21 protein-coding genes are annotated in these 21564 nt (G+C 46.8%); 13 read left to right on the top strand and 8 right to left on the bottom strand.

Translation table 11 applies throughout. From position 1 onward, the window contains the following. On the top strand, window positions 1-2038 hold a 2038-nt coding region (locus QZ147_RS03300), incomplete at its 5' end, for a molybdopterin-dependent oxidoreductase (protein WP_295146892.1). Window positions 2039-2571: 533 nt separating this feature from the next. Beyond that, window positions 2572-2877, top strand: a complete 306-nt coding sequence (locus QZ147_RS03295; RefSeq protein WP_295146890.1) for a DUF5339 family protein — start codon at window positions 2572-2574, stop codon at window positions 2875-2877. A 327-nt stretch (window positions 2878-3204) separates the two neighbouring features. Here the strand turns inward: QZ147_RS03295 and QZ147_RS03290 are convergent, their stop codons facing one another. Both QZ147_RS03290 and QZ147_RS03285 read right to left on the bottom strand, forming a co-directional pair. Continuing rightward, a complete protein-coding gene (locus tag QZ147_RS03290) occupies window positions 3205-5940 on the bottom strand; it encodes a flagellar hook-basal body complex protein (RefSeq protein ID WP_295146888.1) in 2736 nt (911 codons plus the stop codon). Between the two features lie 73 nt (window positions 5941-6013). Continuing rightward, window positions 6014-6472 carry a molybdate transport repressor gene (locus QZ147_RS03285; protein WP_295146887.1) on the bottom strand — a complete coding sequence of 153 codons (459 nt, stop codon included), beginning with the start codon at window positions 6470-6472 and terminating at the stop codon, window positions 6014-6016. 80 nt (window positions 6473-6552) lie between these two features. Here QZ147_RS03285 and QZ147_RS03280 point away from each other — a divergent pair, with 80 nt between their 5' ends. Together QZ147_RS03280 and QZ147_RS03275 are read left to right on the top strand one after the other, a co-directional pair. Beyond that, window positions 6553-7107, top strand: a complete 555-nt coding sequence (locus tag QZ147_RS03280) for a flavin reductase (protein ID WP_295146885.1) — start codon at window positions 6553-6555, stop codon at window positions 7105-7107. Window positions 7108-7139: 32 nt separating this feature from the next. Beyond that, window positions 7140-8306, top strand: a complete 1167-nt coding sequence (locus tag QZ147_RS03275; RefSeq protein WP_295146883.1) for a MalY/PatB family protein — start codon at window positions 7140-7142, stop codon at window positions 8304-8306. A 411-nt stretch (window positions 8307-8717) separates the two neighbouring features. On the opposite strand, the gene sodB is transcribed toward QZ147_RS03275, so the two are convergent. Next, entirely contained in the window at window positions 8718-9362 is a 645-nt protein-coding gene (gene sodB, locus QZ147_RS03270; protein ID WP_295146881.1) for a superoxide dismutase [Fe], read from the bottom strand. Between the two features lie 213 nt (window positions 9363-9575). Between sodB and QZ147_RS03265 the strand changes: the two genes are divergently transcribed. The 3 genes from QZ147_RS03265 to QZ147_RS03255 are packed head-to-tail and all read left to right on the top strand — an operon-like array spanning window position 9576 to window position 12428. Next, window positions 9576-10568, top strand: a complete 993-nt coding sequence (locus QZ147_RS03265) for a DctP family TRAP transporter solute-binding subunit (RefSeq protein WP_295146879.1) — start codon at window positions 9576-9578, stop codon at window positions 10566-10568. 23 nt (window positions 10569-10591) lie between these two features. Next, entirely contained in the window at window positions 10592-11134 is a 543-nt protein-coding gene (locus QZ147_RS03260; protein WP_295146878.1) for a TRAP transporter small permease, read from the top strand. Window positions 11135-11144: 10 nt separating this feature from the next. Next, window positions 11145-12428, top strand: a complete 1284-nt coding sequence (locus QZ147_RS03255) for a TRAP transporter large permease subunit (protein ID WP_295146877.1) — start codon at window positions 11145-11147, stop codon at window positions 12426-12428. Between the two features lie 33 nt (window positions 12429-12461). Here QZ147_RS03255 and QZ147_RS03250 read toward each other — a convergent pair whose 3' ends face one another. Genes QZ147_RS03250 through QZ147_RS03230 form a run of 5 tightly spaced genes read right to left on the bottom strand, consistent with a single transcriptional unit; the run spans window position 12462 to window position 17286 of the window. After that, entirely contained in the window at window positions 12462-13541 is a 1080-nt protein-coding gene (locus QZ147_RS03250; RefSeq protein ID WP_295146876.1) for a GGDEF domain-containing protein, read from the bottom strand. Beyond that, the gene (locus tag QZ147_RS03245) at window positions 13510-14604 is read right to left on the bottom strand and encodes a GGDEF domain-containing protein (RefSeq protein WP_295146875.1); all 1095 of its coding nucleotides are present in this window, start codon (window positions 14602-14604) and stop codon (window positions 13510-13512) included. The genes QZ147_RS03250 and QZ147_RS03245 overlap by 32 nt, the downstream gene beginning before the upstream one ends. A gap of 27 nt (window positions 14605-14631) precedes the next feature. Continuing rightward, complete coding sequence (locus QZ147_RS03240; protein WP_295146874.1) at window positions 14632-14808, bottom strand: hypothetical protein; 177 nt, start codon at window positions 14806-14808, stop codon at window positions 14632-14634. A 16-nt stretch (window positions 14809-14824) separates the two neighbouring features. Further along, on the bottom strand, window positions 14825-16660 hold the full coding sequence (locus QZ147_RS03235; protein WP_295146873.1) for a mechanosensitive ion channel family protein: 1836 nt from the start codon (window positions 16658-16660) through the stop codon (window positions 14825-14827). Continuing rightward, complete coding sequence (locus QZ147_RS03230) at window positions 16657-17286, bottom strand: carbonic anhydrase (RefSeq protein WP_295146872.1); 630 nt, start codon at window positions 17284-17286, stop codon at window positions 16657-16659. The genes QZ147_RS03235 and QZ147_RS03230 overlap by 4 nt, the downstream gene beginning before the upstream one ends. A gap of 148 nt (window positions 17287-17434) precedes the next feature. On the opposite strand from QZ147_RS03230, the gene QZ147_RS03225 reads away from it, so the two are divergent. From QZ147_RS03225 to pyrE, 6 genes are all read left to right on the top strand, one after another. After that, on the top strand, window positions 17435-18139 hold the full coding sequence (locus QZ147_RS03225) for a Bax inhibitor-1/YccA family protein (protein WP_295146871.1): 705 nt from the start codon (window positions 17435-17437) through the stop codon (window positions 18137-18139). Further along, on the top strand, window positions 18132-18515 hold the full coding sequence (locus QZ147_RS03220; protein WP_295146870.1) for a thiamine-phosphate pyrophosphorylase: 384 nt from the start codon (window positions 18132-18134) through the stop codon (window positions 18513-18515). The genes QZ147_RS03225 and QZ147_RS03220 overlap by 8 nt, the downstream gene beginning before the upstream one ends. A 65-nt stretch (window positions 18516-18580) precedes the next feature. Continuing rightward, window positions 18581-18922, top strand: a complete 342-nt coding sequence (gene secG / locus QZ147_RS03215; protein WP_295146869.1) for a preprotein translocase subunit SecG — start codon at window positions 18581-18583, stop codon at window positions 18920-18922. 51 nt (window positions 18923-18973) lie between these two features. Further along, window positions 18974-19531: a ribosome recycling factor gene (gene frr, locus QZ147_RS03210; RefSeq protein ID WP_295146868.1), complete on the top strand. Its 558-nt coding sequence runs from the start codon at window positions 18974-18976 to the stop codon at window positions 19529-19531. Window positions 19532-19588: 57 nt separating this feature from the next. Further along, complete coding sequence (locus tag QZ147_RS03205) at window positions 19589-21142, top strand: DUF4153 domain-containing protein (RefSeq protein WP_295146867.1); 1554 nt, start codon at window positions 19589-19591, stop codon at window positions 21140-21142. Continuing rightward, window positions 21139-21564, top strand: a 426-nt coding sequence (pyrE, locus tag QZ147_RS03200) for an orotate phosphoribosyltransferase (RefSeq protein WP_295146866.1), incomplete at its 3' end; no start/stop codon positions are given. The genes QZ147_RS03205 and pyrE, both read left to right, overlap by 4 nt.

Below are 21564 nucleotides of genomic sequence, written 5' to 3'. Positions count from 1 at the left end.
GATCTACGGTGAGTGCTACTGGTGGGGCGGCAGCGGCAAGGTCAGCTGGGGGCGTACGGTCGCTCACAGGATGCTTAAAATTTTAGGCGGCTACGTGGAGGAAAGCGGCGATTATTCGACGGGGGCGGGTCTGGTTATCATGCCTCACGTGCTAGGCTCAAGCGCGGTTTACGATACGCCGACTAAGTGGGCGGCGATAGTTAAAAACGCTAAAAACGTCGTATTTTGGGCGACCGATCCTATCGTAACAAATCAAATTTCATCCGTGCCTCCTACTCACGAGGGCTACGTAGGTATAAAAGAGCTTAAAAAATCGGGCATTAAAACATATAGCGTAAACGCGATGGTAAACGATACGGCGCGCTACTTCGGCTCCGAAAATATCATCGTACGCCCTAATACCGACGCGGCGTTAATTATCGGCATGTGCCACCATCTGTTTACAAGCAAGCTCTACGACGAGGAATTTATCAAAAAATACACCGTCGGATTTAATAAATTTAAAGAATACTTTACGGGCGAGACCGACAAAGTCGTAAAGGACGCGGAGTGGGCGAGTAAAATTTGCGGCGTAGCGGCGGATAAGATAAAAAGCTTCGCCGAGGCGCTAGCCAAAGAACCGACGACTATCCTTATAGGCCGCGCGCTTCAAAGAGCCGACCACGGCGAGCAGCCTTTCTGGGCGCTTATAGCTCTTAACGCGATGCTAGGCTACATCGGTAAAGAAGGCCTTGGCTTTGAGTTTAGCCTAGGATACGACTCGGGCGGTATGACGAATAAAATTTCGCCGACGCTAAAAGGCATCAGCACGCGCATTAGCGAAAAATACGAAAATTTAGGCAAGGCTCCTTGGAAAGACGCTAAAAACGTCACCATTCCGTCCTCTCGCAGCATCGAGGCCTTAGAGTATCCCGGCAAAGAGATCGACTACGACGGCACGAAGATTAAACTACCTCGCATGAGAGTGGCGTATATGGCCTCAGGCTCGATGTTTACGCGCCATCAAGACGTAAACAACGCCGTCAAGCAGTGGAGAAAATTCGAAACCGTCATCACCGCCGAGCCTTATTGGACCAGCACGGCGAAATTTAGCGACATCGTACTACCCGTAGCTATCGAAGTGGAGCGTAACGATATAAACCAAACCGGCGACAGCGGCGAATATATCGTAGCCTATAAGCCCGTCATCGCGCCGATGGGCGAGAGTAAGAGCGACTTTTGGATCTGCGAGCAAATTTGCAAACGCTGGGGTTACGGCGAGGCGTTTAGCGAGGGCAAGGACGAGCTTGGCTGGATGAAGGAATTTTATGCCGACGCGGCCGAGCAGGCCAAGGGGCTAAATTTAAGCATGCCTAGCTTTGAGGAATTTTACGAAAAAGGATTCGTGAGATTTGAAAAAGACGACGAGAGCAACGCGCTCTACACTCGCCTAGCCGCCTTCCGCGAAAATCCGGCTAAAAACCGTTTAGGAACTCCGTCGGGTAAAATCGAGCTATACTCGCCGACGATAGCGAAGATGAACTATGCCGACTGCCCTGCGCACCCTGCGTGGATCGAGCCTTTTGAATGGCTAGGCAACGCGAGCAAGAAGTATCCGCTGCATATCGTCAGCCCGCACTCTCGCTACCGCCTGCACAGCCAGCTAAACAATTCGATTATTAGAAATTTCGCCGAAGTTAGCGGACGCGAACCGATGCTAATCAACCCGAAAGACGCCAAAGAGCGCGGTCTAGCTACGGGCGATATAGCGCGCGTATTTAATGGTAGAGGCGAAATTTTAACCGGCGTTTTAGTAACCGACGTCGTGCCGCAAAGCGTCATAGCTATCTGCGAGGGCGCGTGGTACGACCCGGAAAATTGGGGCGAAAAGAGCCTATGCCAGCACGGCTGCGTAAACGTCCTAACACGCGACAAAGGCACTTCAAGCCTAGCGCAAAGCAACTCGGCTCACACCGCGCTAGCGCAGGTCGAGAAATTTAAAGGAGAGATTAGGCCGATTACGGCGTTTTCAAAACCAAAAATCCTACAAAGTATTTAATGCGTCGTCTTTTGAGCGCTTTTTGTAGAGCTAGTAAAATTTCGGCTTGATGAACTATATGTTCTATCTATCTACGCCGAAATTTTACGTCGCAACCACAAAAATCATCTTAAAACAAGCGTAGTGTTTTTGCGAAGCAAAATGTTTCTGTAAAATACTTCCGCTTACGTTTTTTGGCGGTGCGTCGTCTCGCGGGCATCTTTGCTTGATCTCGTAAAATTTTCGCTCCGCAGGCTATATGTCTAGCGCACGCTCAAATTTTACTTTTTCTTTTTTAGCTACGAGCGTAGCGGAGTAGAAAACAAGCAAATTTGCTCCGCGATACTTCCGCTTATGCTTTTGCGTTCAAATTTACAATTCGTCGAATTTGAGCGCAAATTTACTTCCTCCGTATTCACCGAATTTGATCGCAAAATTTGTCCGGAGTAAAATTTTACGCCCGCGAGATAACTTTTAGCGAAACGATCGCGCTGCGAGGCAAAATTTAGCTAAATTTTACTACAATGCGCTCGCACTTCAAAAAAAGGAAAAATATGAAAAAATCGCTAATTTTAGTCGCGCTTTGCGCTTTTGCCGGACATTTGGCGGCCGCAGAAACGCCTGCCGCTTGCAAAGAGTACGAAAAGGTTTCTTACGAGTTTATCGAAGCGATGGCAAAACAAGCCAAAGCGGAGAACAACAAGGAGTTTAGCGCTGAAAAAACGAAAAAAGAGTTTGAGGCCGACTATGCGCAGATAAAAAAGCTAAGCAAAGAGGAGCAAGAATCCGCTTGCCGCCAGGGAGCGGCCGATGTTAAGGAGATTACGAATATGCTAAAATCAAGCGGGTTGCTAAAATAAATTCGCTCTTTTGGCTTGAAATTTTACTAAGGCGATTATCCTGCGATAAAAGCGGGATAATCCTAAAAAGAGCGACGGACTAAAATTCGGATGCGAATAAGTCTGATTTTATTACCGAAAAAATTACGTTATCCTTGCTAAGCGCGATTTTGACGCTAGTCGGCAAAAATTTTCCGATTTTTATATATCTGTGTTTTTGACCTCCTTGACGAAAATAGTTTATTATCTATCAAATCGCAATAAATTTTGCAAAGAGCAATGGAAAAGTTAAGAAGCGAATTTTAAGAAGCGAGCGCGATCCGCAAAGACCGCGCCGTATTAGAAATTTTAGTTTTTAAGCTGCAATAGCGTATTTAGCATCTCGTCGCTCGTGGTTATCGTCTTGGAGTTTGCCTGATAGCCGCGCTGGATTACGATTAGCTGCGTTAGCGCGCGACTTAGATCGACGTTACTCGCTTCGAGTTTAGCCGCGGCTATCGTGCCTTTATCGCCGCTTCCTGCGGTGCCGATAACCGCTTCGCCCGAGTTTGACGTCATCGAAAAGACGTTTTCGCCTTCGGCATGCAAGCCCTCTTGATTCGTAAACGTCGCTACCGCTACTTGCGCCAGTCCGAAGCTCTTGCCGTTTGAGAACGTGCCGATTATCGTGCCGTTTTCGTCGACTTTTAGGTTCGTTAGCGTGCCGCCCGCGTAGCCGTCTTGGGCTATGGAGTCGGTGGAAGATTTTTTATCGAAACTCGTTAATCCGTTAAAATCCGTTCCTAGGCCGAAATTTAGCCTTACGCTTTGGCCGGCGGCAGAGCCGTTGTTTGCCGTAAAGCTAAAACCGGCCGGGTTAAAGCTGGCTAGCGAGCCGTTTGAATTAAAGCGAAGCGAGCCGGTTAGCACGTTTCTAGGGCCCGAGCCTGAAAAGTTGATCTCGGCGGGTTCCGGTACTTGAATTATCATGCTCCATTCGGTGCCGCCGTCGCTCGTGGTACCAGTTTTCGCCCATTTGATGCTAACGGTGTGCTTTGAGCCTAACGAGTCGTAAATTTCGGCCGTAGCGCCGTGGCTAGACATCATCAGCGCGCCGCTGGTTCGCACAGCTTGACCAGAGCTCATCGCGCCTTCTAGCGCGCTCATAATAGTCGTAAGCTTGGTGTTTTCGCTAATCGCGTTGCCGCCGCTAGATGCCTCTTGCGTAAGCCCAGTTACCGTCATATAAATCGGCTGATCGGCTCTACTACTGGCGGGATTTTCTAGCTGGTATTGACCTTGTTTATTTACAGTTAGCTTTGCTCCGTCGTTTAGGTCAGATGTATCAAGGATGGATAAAATTCCTTTAATGCCTGCCGCATGCCCCTGTTCAGCTGTAGCAGTTGCCGCGTTATATGCGGTTAAACTAGCGGTGCTTATTCCTGATGCCGTTACTGCTGCTATACCTGCCGCTACCGCTGTCGGGACGTTGTTGCCTAATGCGATAGATGCTTTAAAGGCATTGTTGTAGGCATTTGTGGCGGTAATCTTATCAGTGCTAGAAGTTATAGCGGCTAGTCCGTTCTCGTGTTTAGCAATAGCTGGACCGGCATTATAGGCGGCTAGGTAATTGCCCGATAATTTACTTTGTACTTCTGCTATCGCATTCGTTACAGCGGTAGCTGCTGGGATGCCGTTATTTACGTCCGTATTATATTTCACGTTATATGTTTTCTCGGCTAGTTTTGCTGCGTCCGATGCCGCGAGGATCGCTTCGCCCGCCGTTAGCGACGGAGGCGTTCCGATCGCTGCGCCGCCTAGCATTCCGTCGCCGTTATAATCTACGTAGGCGCGCATATCTTTTTGTATCGCCGCGCGCAAGTCCTCCGTAGTATGTACCGAGCGAGGGATGCCGTCGTTTGCTTGGTGGTTAGCCGTTACGCTTGAGCTATTATATTTATATTGATACGCCGTGATGATATTTAGCGTGCCGCCGTGCGTGCCCGCAGCCATACCGGTGGAATCCGTGCCGTTTACCACTAGGTGGATATTTTTGGTATTCGCCGTGGTTCCCGAGTTATTACGGTTGATTAAAGTTAGCTTGTAGCCTTCCGAAATTTCGGCGCGCACGCCGGTGTTATTATACTGCGCGTTGATAGCGGCGGCGACTTCTGAAATGTTATTAACCGTAGCCGTTATAGTCGTATTGTTTAACGTGATGTTTAGCGTTTGCGGGGTGGTAAATTGGCCGATGTTCGCGGGGTTCGTGCTACCGATTGAAAACGGGTTTTTAGTAACGGCGTTTGCGTAGCTGACCCATATACCCTGTCCGTCGCGAAGCGCAAGCCCGTTGCCGAGCTCGTTAAACGTTACGCCGAGATCCACGCCACGCTCGGTTAGCACCTGTTCGTTTTTGGCATTAGTGTAAAATTCGTTCGCGTTTACGTCGTTTTCGCTATGGATTTCGGAGTTGCTTCTTAGATCGTCGCCGTCGAAGTCCCTGCCGCCGGTTACCGAGTCTAACGAATAAATAGGCGTAGAGCGATTACCTATCGCGTTGCCCGAGTCTAGGTTACCCTTTACTCTCATCTCTTTCGTGGCGCGCGCGGGCGTAGTTAAGCCCTCTTTGATGACGATATTTTTAATAGGCGCGGTGGTATCTATCGTGCCGGTTTCTTCGTCGCGCGTCCAGCCTTGCACGATATGGCCGCTTTCGTTTACGAAATTTCCCGCCTTATCGCGTAAAAAATCGCCGTTTCTAGTGTAGTAGCGCGTAGTGCCGCCGTCGGGACTAACGACGAAGAAGCCATTGCCTTGAAGCGCTAAGTCGGTGTTTTTATCGGTCGAAGTCAGCGTGCCTTGCGAGAAAATTCTAGTCGTCGAATTTATCGACGTTCCAAGGCCGATTTGCATCGCGTTTTGTCCGCCCAGCTCGCCTTGCGGAGCGGTAGCTACCCTTGGCGTTTGGCTTAAAATGTCCGAAAAATTCGCGCGAGAATATTTAAAGCCCGCGGTATTAACGTTGGCTATGTTGTTGCCCTCTACGTCGATTGCGATCTGGTGCGCTTGCATACCCGAAACGCCCGACCAAAGCGATCTCATCATAATTTATCCTTTTTGTTTTAGAAATTTTCGCAGATTTCTAAGCAAAAGGCGTTCCAAATTTTAAAATTTTTTATTATTTTCCTCTTTTAAAGGATCTGAAATTTTCGTTTAGGGCGTTTTTAATCTCCTCGATAGATTTTTCGTAAGAGTTAAAAAACGCCGCCTCGTCGTCGCTAACGGGCTGCATTAGACCGCTGATTTTATCTTTATCTAGCGCTTTAAATTTTACGATCAAAATTTTTACGCCGCTTTTGGGCTCGATCGTTTTTAACGCGAATTCGCTAGCCTCCTCGAAGCCAAATTTTACTTCCTTGCCGCCTTTTCTTATTATCCAGCCGTCGCCGGAAATTTCTAAAAATCCGTCCGAAAATAGCTTCTTTACGCAAAATAGCGCGCTAATCGCTCCGACGGCTACCGCAAATACGCCCGCCGCGCTTTGTAGGCTAAATTTCGCCCACGCGCCCGCTATCATAAGTCCCGCGGCGGCAAACAAAGCGTTTTTCGCGCGCGTTTTATTCTCTAAAATTTTCACGTTCGTCCTTTAAAATTTTTTAAAATTATAGCAAATTTAAACATTGGGCGCTAAAATTACGAAAATTTAAAGGAGCGAATATGATAAAACCCGTTGATTTGAGCAAGGCGTATAGGCTAATCAATCACGGTCCAGCGGCGCTAGTCTCGGCAAAATCGGGCGACGAGACGGACGTAATGGCGGCGTCTTGGCTTTGTCCGTTAGATTATAGCCGCGTTTCGGTCGTGGTGGATAGCTCGCATTTTACTAGAAAATTGATCGACGCGAGCGGATATTTCGCCGTTAGCGTGCCGACCGCCGCGCAAGCTAAAATGACGCTGGATCTCGGCGAAATAAGTCGAAACGACAGGGCGGATAAGCTTGAAATTTGCGGCGCGAAGCTGTTTTTTGAAGGCGGACTCGATGTACCGCTGGTGGAAGGCTGCGCGGCGTGGATGATATGTAAAATTTTACCCCAAAGCGCGGCAGTTAGCGAGTTTGACCTACTTCTAGCGGACGTAGTCGCGGCTTACGCGGACGATAAAATTTTTGAAAACGGCAGATGGAAATTCGGCGAAGCGGACGACGCGCTTAGATGCCTGCACTACGTCGCGGGGCGCAAATTTTACCTAACCGGAAACGGCGTAGAGGCGTAGGCGCGAAATTTGCGAGTAAAAAAAGGAAAGCGATGAGATACGATTTTGACGAAATTATAGACCGCGGCGGTACGAACTCGTCTAAATGGCGAAACGAGCGCGTGCTGCCGATGTGGGTGGCGGATATGGACTTTAAAGCCGCACCCGAAATTTTAGCCGCCGCGCAAAAGCGGCTGGATAACGGAGTATTCGGGTACACGACGCCGCCGCGCGAGTGGAGCGAGGCGGTATGCGGATGGTGGAGGCGTAGACACGGAGTCGAATTTACGCCCGAAAGCGCGATATTTTGCTCGGGCGTGGTGCCCGCGATGAGCTCGGCGGTGCGGAAATTTACCTCAATCGGCGACAAAATCGTAGTGCAAGCGCCCGTGTATCATCTATTTTTTAGCTGCATCGAAAATAACGGTAGGCAGGTTTTAATAAACGAGCTAAAATACGAAAACGGCGAGTACGGGATGGATCTAGCCGATCTTGAAAGCAAGCTTGCGGACCCGCTTACTACGCTATTTATTTTATGCAATCCGCAAAACCCCGTCGGTAAAATTTGGGATAGGGCTACGCTTGAAAAAATCGGCGATATGTGCGAGAAGTACGGCGTTTTGGTGCTCTCTGACGAAATTCACTGCGACCTAACCGATCCTGACGCGCGCTACGTACCCTATGCTAGCGTAAACGAAAAATGCCGCCAAAACTCGATCACTTGCGTAGCGCCTACGAAGGCGTTTAATATCGCCGGATTTCAAACGGCTGCGGTCATCGCGCCGAACCCTAAAATACGCGCTAGAATGAGCCGCGCGATAAGCACGGACGAGGTCGGCGAGGGCAACGCGTTTGCCTACGTAACGGCGATCGCGGCGTTTGAAAAGGGCGAAGAGTGGCTGGACGAGCTGCGGGCGTATATCTACGAAAATAAGCGGCTCGTAGCGGAGTTTTTGGAGCGCGAAAATCTAGGCGTGCGGCTCGTAGCGAGCGATGCGACGTATCTTTTGTGGCTAGATTGCTCGCGGGTATGCGAGGATAGCACGATTTTGCAGCAGTTTTTGCTCAAAAACGCGAAGCTTTGGCTAAACGATGGCAATGCGTATCGCGGCGGGAAGGGATTTTTACGTATGAATATCGCGACGCAGCGATCGAGGGTGCAAGAGGGGTTAGATCGCCTAAAATCTGGAATTTTAGAATTTAGCTCGGCGTCTTGCTAGCGCTTTTGAGAGGTTTTGCGGCGCTTTGCTTCTAGTCGCGAGTAGACGAAATTTAAGACCGCAGCAAGCTATCCGTCTAGTCCCGTCCAAAATTCCTGGCGGGCGCTACTCGTACTTTCGCTACTTTCTCTCGCCTTTTGTTTTTAAAATTTCGCGGATTCGCGTTAGTTTTTCGAGCTTTTTTGAAACTTAGGCTACGTTGCCCGTTTTGCGGGTTTTGCGGAGTTTGTAAAATTTCGGCGGCGAGGCAGCGGATGTGGAGTAGAATTATCCGCCGAGCTCGGCTGCGGGATAAATTCGTCGCAATTAGGCGCGTTTCTACGAGCAAGCAAGACAAATTGATTAAAATTTTAAAATTTACGCCCGAGCGGAGTTAAATTTTAGGCGACGAAGCACCTAAAATTTAAACGTTTAATGACAGCCGCAGCTTCCGCATTTTTTGCCGTGAAGCTCGTCTATGTAAAATTTTACCGAACTCAGACCCTCTTTTTTTGCCCATTCGTAAGCGGTGGACACGAAGTCCCAGTTGATATTATCGTAAAATTTCTCCAAATACGCTGGGCGTGCGTTAAAATTATCTATATAATAGGCGTGTTCCCAAACGTCTACGACTAAGAGCGGTACTTTGCCTTCGGTTACGGGCGTGGCGGCGTTTGAAGTTTGGATGATTTCAAGCTTACCGTTTGCGGGATTTAGTGCCAGCCACGTCCAGCCCGAGCCGAAAAGCGTCGTAGCGGCTTTGATAAACTCACCCTTAAAATCGGCGAAATTTACGCTAAGCGCGGTTTTTAGCTCGGCGCTAGGTTCGCTTTTTTTAGCTATGCAGTCCCAATAAAAGTCGTGGTTGTAAACCTGCGCGGCGTTGTTAAAAAGGCCGCCCGAGCTTTTGGTTAGGATTTCAAAAAGTCCGGCGTTTTCGAACTCTCCGCCCGCGATTAGGTTGTTTAGGTTATTCACGTAGGTTTGGTGGTGCTTGCCGTAGTGATAATTACAGGTTTGCTCGCTTACTATTTCGTTTAATTTTGGATCAAACGGAAGTTCTCTTAGTTTAAACATTTCTTATCCTTTATATGAAATTTCGTTTTGCGGAGTGATTATATCATAACATTTTAACAAAAATTCCTTTTTAAGATAAATTTTGACTTATTTTTATGTTACTATTTTACACACTATAAAAATTTAAATGTAACTAATAGTAACAAAATAAATGAAAATCCGAAATTTTCATTTATAATTCACCTCACGACAACTCAATAAAAAGGACAAAAAATGAAAATTTTACCTTCGATCATCGTTAGTTGCGCTCTTGCGGCGGGCGCGTTCGCGGCGGATAAAACCTACACCATCAAATTCGCTCACGTAGTCTCCGCTTCTACGCCCAAAGGCAAAGCCGCGGACTTTTTTGCTAAGCGCGTCGAAGAGCTTAGCGCCGGTAAGGTGAAAGTTCAAGTATTCCCGTCGGCTCAGCTAATCGACGACGATCGCGTATTCGGCGCGCTAAAACTGGGCAACGTACAGATGGCGGCTCCGAGTTTTTCTAAATTTACGCCGATAGTGCCGCAGTTTCAGCTATTTGACCTACCGTTTATATTCGCCGACGAAAATCACCTCCACAAGGTTCAAGACGGCGAAGTGGGCAAGGCGCTAAAAGATCTAGTTACTAAAAAAGGCTTCGTAGCGCTTGATTATTGGGATGCGGGATTTAAGCATTTTAGTTCGTCTAAAAAAGCCGTCGTTAATCCGGAAGATGCAAAAGGGCAAAAATTTCGTATTCAAAGTTCGAAAGTGTTAGAAGAGCAGATTAAAGCCGTCGGCGGAAATCCGCAGGTATTGCCGTTCTCGGAAGTTTATAGCGCGCTTCAACAAGGCGTAGTGGACGCGACCGAAAATCCGCTTTCAAATTTTTACAACTCCAAATTTCACGAGGTTCAAAGCTCGCTTACGCTCTCTTCTCACGGATATTTGGGCTATTTAGTCGTTGTTAGCGAGAAATTTTGGAAAAGCTTGCCCGAGGATTTAAAGGCTAACGTAAATCAAGCTATGAAAGAGGCGACTGATTTCGAGCGAGCCGAGACTGCGCAAGAGGATGCGAAAATCATCGAAGCGTTACAACAATACTCAGCCGATACTAAAAAGCTAGAAATTTTTAAGATCGACGACGCTACCCGCGCGAAATGGAACGAAGCGATGCAGCCGATCTATCCTAAATTTTACGACGTGATTGGCAAAGACTTGATCGAAAAAACTCAGGCAGCCAAATAAGCAAAGGGAGAAGGCGACTAAAAATGGTAAAATTTTTTCAAATCCTAGACGTCGGCATAGCGTCGGTTAATAAAACCGTCGCCGTGCTAGGCATCGCTGCGGGTACGCTGCTAGCATTTATCAACGTCGTTATGAGATATTGCTTTAACAGCGGTTGGTCTTGGGCCGGCGAGCTTACGAATTACTTTTTTATATGGTCGGCGTTTTTCGCGGCGGCTTACGGGTTTAGAAAAGGAATTCACATTAGCGTTACGATTCTAATCGAGAAATTTCCGCCCGTTATCGCCAAGGCATATCTTATATTTTCAAGCGTGCTGACTACGGCGTTTTTACTATTTATCACGGCGTATAGCGTGCAGTATTTACAAGTGATGGTCGAGCTTGATTTTATGAGCGTGGATCTGGGCGTGCCGCAGTGGATACCTATGCTGGTGTTGCCGATCGCGTTTTTGGGCGCTAGCTACCGCGCCGGAGAGAAAATTTTCCAGATTGCCACTACGCCCGCGGATAAAGTAATCATTAACGCCGAAGCCGAGATGGTCCATGACTCGGTCGTAAAGAAATAAGGGGGAGCGAATGAGTATAGCGTTTTTATTTATTTCGCTCTTCGGGCTGATGCTTATCGGCGTGCCGGTGGCTATCTCTCTTGGCGCCAGTACCGTGCTTACGATGCTATTGTTTACCGATCTGGACGTAGCGACGATACCTCAGCTCATATTTGACGGGATTAACAAATTTTCGCTCATGGCGATTCCTATGTTTATCTTAGCGGGAAATTTGCTGAGCAAAGGCGGGTCGGCTAGGCGTATTATAGATTTTGCAAAGTCGATGGTCGGACATTTGCCGGGCGGTTTGCCGATGAGCGCGATATTTGCTTGTATTATATTTGCGGCCGTTTCGGGCAGTTCGCCTGCGACCGTCGTCGCGATAGGATCTATTATGTTTGCGGCGATTAAAGAGGCGGGCTACCCCAAAGAATACGCCGTGGGAGGTATTACGACCGCAGGCTCGCTAGGTATTTTGATCCCGCCTTCGGTCGTTATGATCGTTTACGGCGTGACGGCCGAGGTTAGCATCGGAAAGCTATTTATGGCGGGCGTGATACCGGGGCTAATGCTAGGAGGTATGATGCTTGCGCAGACTTATCTCGGCGCGAAGCGTCTGGGCTTTAAAGCTACGGCGCCCGAGAGTATCGGCGAACGCTTTAAGAAATTCGGCAAAGCTTTTTGGGCGCTGCTCATCGTCGTGGTCGTAATCGGCGGAATTTACGGCGGAATTTTCACGCCTACTGAAGCGGCTACGGCAAGCGCGGTGTATGCGTTAATTATTTCGTTGTTCGTTTACCGCGACATAAAATTTAAAGATTTGTGGGACATCTGCCTTGATAGCGCGATGACTACGGCGATGATATTTTTCATTATCGCGAACGCCGTCGTGTTTGCTTACTTGCTTACCAGCGAGCAGATTCCGCAGGCGATATCGGACGCGATGCTAGCGGCTAATATCGGCAAGATCGGCTTTTTGATACTAGTAAATATCTTGCTGTTTATCATGGGGCAGTTTATGGAGCCTTCGTCGGTCGTTATGATCATGGTGCCGCTTTTATTACCGATAGCTACGACGCTAGGCATCGATCCGGTGCATTTTGGAATCGTACTAATCGTAAACATGGAGATCGGTATGATTACGCCGCCAGTGGGGCTAAATTTATTCGTCGCTAGCGGGCTAACGGGCATGAATCTAAAAGACGTCATTATATCGTGCTTACCGTGGACGCTGACGCTATTTATCGGACTGGTGATAATCACCTACATCCCTGAAATTTCGCTTTGGCTACCGAATTTAATGTACGGCAACTAAGCTAGCTAATTCCCCGCTAAACGGCGGGGAAATTTAGATCCCGCTAGGGTCGAATTTTGCGCTTACGACTTTGTTTTTCCCGCTTCGCTTACCTTTGTAAAGCAGCTCGTCGGCTTGCTTTATCATGGCTTTTAGATTAAAATTTTCGCCTTCTTGCAGCGTTACGACGCCAAAAGTCATAGTAGCCTTTATGCTCGCTCTTTGAAATTCTACGGCGTTTTGATTTAGCTTATCTTTTATATGCTCCACTGCGGCTACGGCGTCTCGCGCATCGGCGTCTCGCAGTATGGCCAAAAATTCCTCCCCGCCCCAGCGCGCGACGAGGTCGGTTTCTTTAAGCGCGCCTTTTAAAATTTCGGCGATACTTATTAGCGTAGCGTCGCCCGCGCCGTGCCCGTAGGCGTCGTTTATCTTTTTGAAGTCGTCTATATCGCCCATTACGACGGCAAATTTCGCGCCGAAAATTTTCCCGTCGCCGTCTAGGATATTTTGCATGGACGCGCGGTTAAGTAGCTTCGTTAGCGGATCGAGCAGAAAATTTTGCTTAACGTGCTCCTTTTGTTCTAAAACGTTTAAAAACGCAAAGGCGTTTAAGATTTCTAAAAAATAAGAGATGATAAGCGATAAAAAGCAAACCGCGATTAGGTTAAATATAAAAAGCGCGTCCCGCCACGCGTCGGGCGGCCTAATCGCCTCGCCGCCGAGACTAACGTAGCACATCGCAGCGGTAAAAATTTGCAGCGTAATTAGCGAATAATTTAGCCTTTTATAGCTAAACGGGGAGAAAAACAGCATTATCGTAGAGATTAAAAATATAAGCTCAAAGCCGTATCCCCAGCCCAAAATGACTTCACAAATCAGCGCGTGTAGCAAAATAGCGATTTGGATAACGGCGATTACGAGCTTTGAGCTATCTTTGCTATCAAAGATTAGTTTTAGCGCGAAAAGATAAGTCGCTAGCGAGAACACGCCCGCGTAGATCAAAATTTTTTCGCCCATCGCGCAAAAAGTCGCAAGATATACCGCATGGATACATAAAATCAATCCTATTAAAATTTTAAGGAAAAACGGGACTTCGGCGTTAGCTTTTATTATTCTTAGAAGTCGTCGCATCGCTTAAAATTTCCATTTCTATTCTGTTTTTGCCCTTTTTCTTGCCGGCGTAAAGCAGCTCGTCGGCGCGATTTATTACGTAGCTAAAATTCGTATTTACGCCGCTTACGCAGATTAACATTCCAAAGGTCATGCTTAGGTTATCTCCGCTAGGAAGCTTGATAAAATTTATATTTTTAGTGAGTCTGGTCGTGATTTTGCGGATAGAATCGGCATCGGCGTCCGGCATGAGTATTAAAAATTCCTCCCCGCCCCAGCGGCAAATTTTATCGTCGTTTCGAAACGTCGCTAGCAAAGTATCCGCGGCTTGTTTGATCGTCTTATCTCCGGCGTCGTGCCCGTAAGTGTCGTTTATGCCCTTAAAGCCGTCTATATCGCCCAGTAGCACGACTAAATTCGACCCCGCGCGTCTATCTTTTAGCATTTTTATCTCGTATCTTAGCGCCTTTTCTACGCTCGGGCGGTTTAGCAAACCGGTTAAAAAGTCATGCTTAGAAAGCTCTTCAAAGCGCTCTTTTTCTTCTCTGGCTTGCTTGTAGCCCTTTGCCGCGACGATGTCCGCGAATATCGATAAACGAAGCACGGCATAAAATATCAAAATAATATTCATGGTATTAAACGTAAGAAGCAGCGTTTTTGGCATATTTACGGGCGCGTCTTTATACGTTAAATAAAGCGCGATGAGAACGCCTAGCTCGATTGCGGCCACACAGTAGGTGACGGGCTTTGAGCCGAAATTTAGAAAGTAGCTGATAAATATAGCGCCGACGACGATAATCCAAAGATGATAACCCCAGCCGATATTTATCACGCTTACGACGGTTACAATTACTACGTTTGCGTGAAATAGCGCGCAAAGCAGGCGCCTGTGCTTTACGTCTATTTTCGTCCGCGCGTAGATCGCCGCTAGCAAAAACGCAAAGCAAGTCGCGCCGGTCGTAAAATTTACGAGCGATATTAGGGCGGCGCCAATCGCGTTCCCGACTATTAAAATTCCCAAAAGTAGCCTATAAATATCCTCGACTGCTTTATAACTATCCTGATCGACGAAGCCTCGCGCCAAAATTCCCCCTAAAATTCACGTCAAGATTTAGTAAGTATCGTAGCTCTCGGAGTCCTCGTCGCTATCGTCGTCGTAGCTGTAATCGTTCTCGTCGTAAGAATAGTCGTAGCCGCCGCCTCCAAAACCCCCGTCTTCATCCTCGTCGTCAAATTCGGAGTATTCTTCCTCCAAATCTTCCTCTTCGTAGTCAAATTCTTCGCTCATTTTCTCTCCTTTAAAATTATTTTTTCACTTCTTCGACGTATAGGCTTTGGCTAGGAAAGGCAAAGCCCAGCCCGTTGGCCTCTACGATATTCATTATTTTTAGCATCACGTCCTCTTTGACGGCCAAAAACTCGCCCCAAACTATCGTCTTTGAAAAGCAGTACACGAGGATATTTATCGAGCTATCGGCAAACTCGTCCACGACGACGAATAAATTCGACTTATACCCCGCTAGATCGTCGATCGAGACGATACCGCGGTCATATCTGCTAGCCTTTTTAGAGCCCATATCGTCGCCCTTTGCGATGTCTGGATGGTCGATTAGCATCTGCTTGATCTCATCGACGCACTTTTTGATCTGCTCGGTCGTGGCGCTGTATTCTAGTCCGATTAGCATCCTGATGCGTCGTCCCATCTTTCGCCTGCTCCAGTTTCGGATCGGATCGCTAGCTAGCTTTGAGTTTGGCACGAATATAAGGGCGTTATCAAAGGTCCGCACGGTCGTTTTTCTAAGCCCGATCTCCACGACCGTTCCCTCGATGTCGCCGCATACGATCCAGTCGCCTTGCGAAAACGAATTATCAAAAAGCAGCATCACCGACGCGAAGAAATTCGCGATTATATCCTTTGCCGCGAAAGCTACGGCCAAACCGCCGATCCCAAGCGAGGCCACGAATGCGGAAATATCAAATCCGAGACGACTTAAAACCATCAATAGCGTGATTATTATCACGATAAAATAAATAATTTTTAGGACTAAATTTATGACCTCTTTGCGTCCGCTTTTTTTGGCTATTTCGCCGATTAAAAGCAGTCCGTAGCCGTTTAGCAAAGTTAGCACCAACCAGCCGAATGCAACGGTGTATACGATCGCGAAAAAAGTAGCGAATTTTATAGGCATCGGGACGGGATAATACCAAATGCCGGCGCACATATTTAGCGCATAGATAATTAAAAGCGCCGAAATAGGGCGCTCTATAATCATTAAAACCTGTTCTTTTATCGCTTCTGCGTGGACATTTTTGGTAAAGAACGACAAAAACAGCCAGTAAGAAATTTTAACTAAAATCCTCGTTAGCGAAACGAAAAACGCGAAAACCAAAAACGAAATTATTATTTTGCCGACGTTAAATTTTTGCGGATTTACCCCGAGCTTGTCGTTTATATAATCGATCGTCGTTTTTAAATTTAGCTCCGAAACGAAGAGCGTCGAGCTTAAAAGAGCGGCGTTTTCCTTTAAATAATTTAATATTTCCTCGCTCGTTTGCTTTTGCAGATCAAGCTCGTCCAACGCGACGTTGTACTCGTCTAAATTTCCGCCTTCAAGCGTACTTTTTAGATCTTTTATCGCGACGTAAGAGCTAGTTTGTAAATTTAACAATCCGTCCTCGACTAGCTCTTGAATTTGCGAATTTTTAGCTCCGTTTTTAAACAGCTCTTCAAGCTTTATCATCGTACCGTAATAAGTCTGCGCGATTTTCATCTTCTCAAGCTCGACGGCATTTTTAACGTATAAATTTTTATTGCCGCTTTTACCGTATTTCTCGACGTTTTTCTCGACCTTTAACTTTTGAGCTTCGAATTTATCAAGATCGCTTTGCTTTACGTCGATTTGCATTACCGAAAACGGAATTTGCGATAAAAGCTTGCTTTTTCGGTCGTTTAGCTTATATAAATTCGATGCCGAGTCGGTAGAGTTTTCATCGACTTGGCTTTTTAAAATTTGAATTTGCGCATTTATGGCTTGAATTTGTTGGGTTACGTTGATTATGTTACTTTCGTTTTGATCGGCGCTATCGTCGGCTACCGCGAAATTCAGGCATATAAGTAAGATTAATAAAACTTTGCTCATTTTTCTACCCCGAGTAGTTTAAAGGTATTTGAGCTAAAATCGTAGTTATAAATTTCGCCCGTTTCTATGATGTAATGCCAGACGTAAATTTTAACGTCCCCGTCTTTTAATCTCTCGTTTACGCCGGGGTACGTGAGTAAATTCGAGTAGCAATTGATTAAATTTAACCGTTCGGTCAGCCACTCGCGTTTCGCCAAGTTATCGCCGAAAACCGCTTGCACCTGCATTTTGACGGAGGACATCAGGTCTAGCCATCGCCTAACGTTGGGCGTTTTTTGAAATTTCGCCTCGTCTTGCCAAAGCGCCGCGCAGCCGCCGCAATTGCTGTGCCCGCAAACGATGACGTTTTTTACGTTTAGCGTTTGAATGGCGTATTCTATCGCCGAAGTGGTGGCTAAAAATTCTTCGCTTTTGCGGTAGGGCGGCACGATATTGGCGATATTTCGCACGACGACGAGGTCGCCTGGCATCGTGTTGGTTATCATATTAGGCACCACGCGCGAGTCGATGCAACCGATAAATAGCGTGTGCGGGACTTGCTTGTCGCCTAGGCTTTCAAAAAGCTCCTTATGTTCTAAAAAATCCTCTTCCATAAATTTTACCGCACCGTCTAGTAAAGTACCCATCGTTTCTCCTATAAATTTTTCGCGGATTATAGCGATTTTCTTTAAAATTTGAATAAACCCCGTTTTGCCGCTGATATTAAGCGGATTTTAAAGTATTATTTACCTATTTTTGGCTAAATTTGCGCCAAATTTTAAAAAGGAGAACAATATGAGTTTATACGATAGAAATTACGCAAACGACGCTCATAGCGAGCAAGAGGTAGAGTATTCGCAAAGCTCGCTTAGTACGTTTATTAAGCAGACTTACCAGCTATTTGCGGCGAGTCTGCTAGCGGCTACCGCGGGAGCTTACGTGGGTATTAGCGCGGCGAGCGTATTTGCCACGCGCGGGCTGCTGTTTTGGGGGCTTTTCGCGCTTGAAATAGCTCTACTTTTCGGACTAATGGCGGCTAAACGCAAAGCGGGATTAAATTTAGTGCTGCTTTTCGCGTTTACGTTTGTTAGCGGTCTTACGCTTACTCCGTTGCTTTATAGCGTTTTGGGCTTGCCTAGCGGCGCGGCTATCGTGGCGCAGGCGTTTGGACTCACGACCGTGGCGTTCGGCGCGTTAAGCGTATTTGCGATGAATACTAAGCGTGATTTTACGACGATGGGCAAATTTTTATTTATAGCTCTTATCGTTGTTATCGCCGCGGCTATCATTAATATTTTCGTTCACAGCACGCTATTTCAGCTAGCCATCGCAAGCGTTAGCGCTATTTTATTTAGCGCTTACATCCTTTACGATACGCAAAATATCGTTCGTGGCAACTACGAAACGCCTATCGAGGGCGCCGTCGCGCTTTATTTAGACTTCGTAAATCTTTTCACGTCGCTTCTGCAAATTTTAGGAATTTTCGGACGCGATGAATAACGATGAGCGAATTTATCGCGTAATAGACGCGAATTTAAATCGCTTAAAAGAGGGCTTACGCGTCGTCGAGGATATCAAAAGGTTCGTCTTTGACGACGCGGATTTCGCCCGCGCTATCAAAATTCTCCGCCATAAGGCAAAAATCCCCGCATACGAATACCTAAAATTTAGAGACGCCGCGCGCGACGTATTGCGTCCTAGCGCAAAACCCGAGCAAATCCGCGAAAATTTACAAGACGTTATTACCGCAAATTTTAAGCGCGCTCAAGAAAGCGCGCGGGTGCTTGAAGAGTGTTTTAAACTCTTAAATTTAGAGTATTCCGAACTTTTTAAATCCGTCCGCTACGAGCTTTACGAGCTAGAAAAGCGGCTTTAACGTAAAATTTAAATCTTTTTCTGTATAATCGCACCCAATTATCTCAAAATTTCAAAGGAATTTCAGTGAGTTTATTATTTTTAATTTTGCAATTCGTCTTGGCCGTCGTTTTAACGATCGCAGTTTTGCTTCAAAAAAGCTCGTCCATCGGCCTAGGCGCTTATAGCGGCAGTAATGAAAGTTTATTCGGCGCAAAAGGTCCTGCGGGATTTTTAGCGAAATTTACCTTCGTCGTAGGCGTAATTTTTATCCTAAATACGCTAGCTTTGGGATACGTCTATAATACCGATATGAAGCGCTCGCTAGTGGATAGTGTAGACGCTAAGTCGTTAGTAGTTCCCTCTTCGCCTTCTACCGCGCCGGCAGCGCCGTCCGCGCCGGTTTCGAATGCGCCGGCTAGCGAGTAATTTTAAAAATTCGGACTTAAATTTAGGGAAAATTTCAATATAAGGATAAAGATGCTAACTAAAATTTACGACGAGCAAAAAGACGCCTGCGAAAAAGCGATCGCCGCGTTAAAGCGCGATTTCACTACGCTTCGCACGGGTAAAGTTAATATTAATATCGTAGATCACGTTTTCGTGGATTATTACGGTAGTCAAACTCCGCTAAATCAAGTTGCTACCGTGATAGCCACCGATGCTTCTACGATTACGATTACGCCTTGGGAAAAGCCGATGATCAAGGTTATCTCTACCGCGATCCAAGCCGCGAATATCGGCGTAAATCCGAACTCCGACGGCGAGTGCGTGAAGCTATTTTTCCCGCCGATGACGATCGAGCAGCGCCAAGAAAACGCTAAGCACGCCAAAGCGATGGGCGAGAAAGCCAAAATCAGCGTGCGCAATGTGCGAAAGGACGCTAACGACGAGGTAAAAAAGCTGGAAAAAGATAAAGCTATTACGGAAGACGAGGCAAAAAAGGCCGAGGCCGAAGTGCAAAAAATTACCGATAACTACAACGCTAAAATCGACGCTTCGGTAAAAGAAAAAGAAGCCGAGCTTTTAAAAGTTTAAAATTTTAGGCGCTCTGCTCATTGTGGCTAGGGTGCTATCTTACTAATAGGGCAGAGTATGTCGCCGAATTTCCGTTTTTTACGACTAATAAAGCCGACGATCGCGGCACACAAAGTCGAATTTGCCTTGCTTTTTGCGATTAGCGCCCTATTTTTGTTTAACCAATCTATGCGCTCCGGAGGCGATTTCGATGCGCATTACGATGGCAAGATAAGTGCTATTTTTTACTCCTTACCGCTGTTTTTGGCATTTTCCTACTCACTGTCCGGTTTTATGCTTGCTCACCGTCTTTCGCTCCTTGCGCCCGTTTGTGCCTATTTTTTCGTATTTAGGCTAGAAGAAGGGCAAAATTTCGCACTAGGCGCAGTCGCCGTAATTATGCTAATTAGCAAAGGCTACGAAAGAGACGACGCCAAATTCGTAAAAAACGCCCTTCTAATAATAGCAAATCTCGCCCTAGCCGCGGCGATTAGCATGCTGTTTTTAACGCTTTTAAGCACGGTGCTAGGCGGCATCGGCTATCTATTCGGCGTCGATTTATTCGATACGGACGTTCTTTTAGCGCTATTTTACGCGCTTACTACGCTGCTATTTTTATACTTAACGGACGGTGATACGAAATTTAACGTCTCGCTCTGGAGTAAAATTTTCGATTATCTACTTACGCCCACGCTGCTTGTTTACGCCGTTTTGCTTCATTTTTATATCGTAAAGATCGCCGTAAGCGCGCAGCTGCCAAAGGGTGGGGTCGCCTACATCGTGCTTTCGTATCTAATTTGCGGCTTTTTGCTCGGTGGAATTTTCTCAGTCGTAAAAAGCGACAGATGGAGTAAATTTTACGAGCTTTTCGCCGCGCTTTGCGTAGCTCCCGCAGCGCTTTTGTGGGTCGGCGTTATTAGGCGCGTAAGCGAGTACGGGCTTACGCCTAGCAGGATTTGGCTTATCTGTGCGTCTGCGTTTTTTACGCTTATCGTCGCCTTTTGGCTTTTTAGGCGGATTAAATTTTACGCCGTTTCGATCGCTTTTTGCGCGGCGATTTTGGCGCTATTTTTCGTAGCCGACGTTAAGCGAATTTCGCTAAATTCGCAGCTTTCTAGATTTAACTTGATGCTTGAAAGCTTAAACGTAAAAAACAAAAGAGATCTTGCGAGGCTGGACGAAAGCAAAATCGATAAATTGCAAGATTTGGCTCGCGATTTAAAAAGGCTGGGAAGCGAGCTAAAAATACTAGACGATATAACCGAATTTCGGTTTTATGAGGCGCGAAATTTCTACCTACGTTTAAAAAGCGGCTTAGTTTTAGGCGATACTAGCGGCGCGAGGATAATCTATCTGGGCGAAAGCTTTTATTGCGGCAAAGAGTGCGCGATCGATTTTAAAGAGGACGGGCTAAATTTTAGCGCGGATTTAAACAAGCATTTAGGTAAAATTTTAGGGTCTCGGGACGAGCTTACGGAAGACGATATAGAGGGTTTAGTGGATAAAATTTTGATAGTTCCTACGCAATTAGGCGATTTCGTCTTGCAAAGCGCGGATATTAGAAAAACGCAAAGCGGCTACGAATTTAGCAGGGTTGAGCCGACGCTATTTATTAAAAAGGATCAAAGATGAATTTAGAAAAAATTTACAAGGATGCGGGCGCGTATTTAGAGGGGCATTTTCTGCTTTCAAGCGGTAAGCATTCGCAGTTTTATCTTCAAAGCGCGAAAGTGCTAGAAGATCCGCGATTAGCGGGCGTTTTGGCGGAGGAGCTAGCGGCGATCATCGCTAAAAGCGGGATAGAATTTAATAGCGTCTGCTCGCCGGCTCTGGGCGGAATTTTGGCGGGCTACGAGCTAGCGCGCGCCGCAAAAAAGCGCTTTATTTTCACCGAGCGCGTTAATAAAATTATGAGCCTGCGTCGCGGTTTTGAAGTTAAAAAAGGCGAGCGATTTATCGTTTGCGAGGATATTATCACTACGGGCGGCTCGGCGTTAGAGAGCGCGAAAATCATCGAAGATTTAGGCGGCGAGGTCGTGGGCTTCGCGGCGCTA

Origin of the sequence: uncultured Campylobacter sp. (genome assembly GCF_905371695.1) — a bacterium.
In the GTDB taxonomy this organism is placed as follows: domain Bacteria; phylum Campylobacterota; class Campylobacteria; order Campylobacterales; family Campylobacteraceae; genus Campylobacter_A.
Note: the sequence above shows the minus strand (reverse complement) of the source record. Positions and strands in the feature narration are given on the sequence as shown.

What these genes read in the sequence shown, in the direction of transcription:
- QZ147_RS03275 (WP_295146883.1), top strand. Translation starts at nt 7,140, where the DNA reads ATGAGATACGATTTTGACGAAATTATAGACCGCGGCGGTACGAACTCG.
- QZ147_RS03280 (WP_295146885.1), top strand. Translation starts at nt 6,553, where the DNA reads ATGATAAAACCCGTTGATTTGAGCAAGGCGTATAGGCTAATCAATCAC.
- QZ147_RS03225 (WP_295146871.1), top strand. Translation starts at nt 17,435, where the DNA reads ATGAGTTTATACGATAGAAATTACGCAAACGACGCTCATAGCGAGCAA.
- QZ147_RS03255 (WP_295146877.1), top strand. Translation starts at nt 11,145, where the DNA reads ATGAGTATAGCGTTTTTATTTATTTCGCTCTTCGGGCTGATGCTTATC.
- QZ147_RS03290 (WP_295146888.1), bottom strand. Translation starts at nt 5,940, where the DNA reads ATGATGAGATCGCTTTGGTCGGGCGTTTCGGGTATGCAAGCGCACCAG.
- frr (WP_295146868.1), top strand. Translation starts at nt 18,974, where the DNA reads ATGCTAACTAAAATTTACGACGAGCAAAAAGACGCCTGCGAAAAAGCG.
- QZ147_RS03250 (WP_295146876.1), bottom strand. Translation starts at nt 13,541, where the DNA reads ATGCGACGACTTCTAAGAATAATAAAAGCTAACGCCGAAGTCCCGTTT.
- QZ147_RS03295 (WP_295146890.1), top strand. Translation starts at nt 2,572, where the DNA reads ATGAAAAAATCGCTAATTTTAGTCGCGCTTTGCGCTTTTGCCGGACAT.
- QZ147_RS03230 (WP_295146872.1), bottom strand. Translation starts at nt 17,286, where the DNA reads ATGGGTACTTTACTAGACGGTGCGGTAAAATTTATGGAAGAGGATTTT.
- QZ147_RS03240 (WP_295146874.1), bottom strand. Translation starts at nt 14,808, where the DNA reads ATGAGCGAAGAATTTGACTACGAAGAGGAAGATTTGGAGGAAGAATAC.
- QZ147_RS03220 (WP_295146870.1), top strand. Translation starts at nt 18,132, where the DNA reads ATGAATAACGATGAGCGAATTTATCGCGTAATAGACGCGAATTTAAAT.
- QZ147_RS03235 (WP_295146873.1), bottom strand. Translation starts at nt 16,660, where the DNA reads ATGAGCAAAGTTTTATTAATCTTACTTATATGCCTGAATTTCGCGGTA.
- QZ147_RS03205 (WP_295146867.1), top strand. Translation starts at nt 19,589, where the DNA reads ATGTCGCCGAATTTCCGTTTTTTACGACTAATAAAGCCGACGATCGCG.
- QZ147_RS03265 (WP_295146879.1), top strand. Translation starts at nt 9,576, where the DNA reads ATGAAAATTTTACCTTCGATCATCGTTAGTTGCGCTCTTGCGGCGGGC.
- sodB (WP_295146881.1), bottom strand. Translation starts at nt 9,362, where the DNA reads ATGTTTAAACTAAGAGAACTTCCGTTTGATCCAAAATTAAACGAAATA.
- QZ147_RS03260 (WP_295146878.1), top strand. Translation starts at nt 10,592, where the DNA reads ATGGTAAAATTTTTTCAAATCCTAGACGTCGGCATAGCGTCGGTTAAT.